Annotated in this window: 1 protein-coding gene; it reads right to left on the bottom strand. The window is 64.1% G+C overall.

The features are described 5' to 3' along the window. A partial coding sequence (locus tag GIW79_RS29535) for an ATP-binding cassette domain-containing protein (protein ID WP_236477480.1) occupies positions 1-845 on the bottom strand: 845 nt, incomplete at both ends.

Here is an 845-nt window from a genome sequence, read left to right as displayed (position 1 = left end):
CGGGGTGAGCGCAGTTGCAGCGCTTGCCCGCACAGTTCCAGGCTGCCGGCACTGGCGCGCTCCAACCCACTGAGCAGGCGAAACAGCTCGGTACGCCCCGCGCCCACCAGCCCGAACAGGCCCAGGATCTCGCCCTTGCGCACCTGGAAACTGATTGGTTCACGCAGGCCGGGGCCGAGCAAGCCGTCCACCTTGAGCGCCACTTCGCCCTGCTCACGCGGTCGGTAATCGTAGATATCCTGGATATCGCGACCGACCATGCAGGTCACCAGCTGATCGTGGGTCAACGTGTTCATGTCCTCGAACGTGCGCACGTAGCGACCGTCCTTGAAGACCGTCACCGCATCGCAGATACGGAACACTTCTTCCATACGGTGCGACACGTAGAGCACCACTTTGCCCTCCTCGCGCAGGCGCGTGATGATCGCCATCAAGCGGTCGATTTCCCGCGCCGAGAGGCTACTGGTCGGCTCGTCAAAAGCGATCACATGGGCGCCACGGGACAGCGCCTTGGCGATTTCTACCAGTTGGCGCTGGCCCAGGGACAGGCGCCCGAGTTTCTCGTCGGGGTCGATTTCATCGGCCAGCCCCTTGAGGCAGGCCAGGGCCTGCTTGCGCAGCAGGCGCCGGTTGACCACGCCAAAGCGCGTGGGTAAATGCCCGAGGAACAGGTTCTCGGCCACGCTCATTTCCGGCACCAGGTGCAGCTCCTGGTGAATCACCGCCACACCGCTGGCGATGCTGTCGGCGGCGCATTTGAAGGCCATGGTCTGCGCGCCGATCTGCACCGTACCGCTGGACGGAATGTAGGCGCCGCCGAGGATTTTCAGCAGGGTCGACTTGCC

This window comes from Pseudomonas sp. PA-7-1E (assembly GCF_021605325.1).
Classification (GTDB): domain Bacteria; phylum Pseudomonadota; class Gammaproteobacteria; order Pseudomonadales; family Pseudomonadaceae; genus Aquipseudomonas; species Aquipseudomonas fluorescens_BV.
Note: the sequence above shows the minus strand (reverse complement) of the source record. Positions and strands in the feature narration are given on the sequence as shown.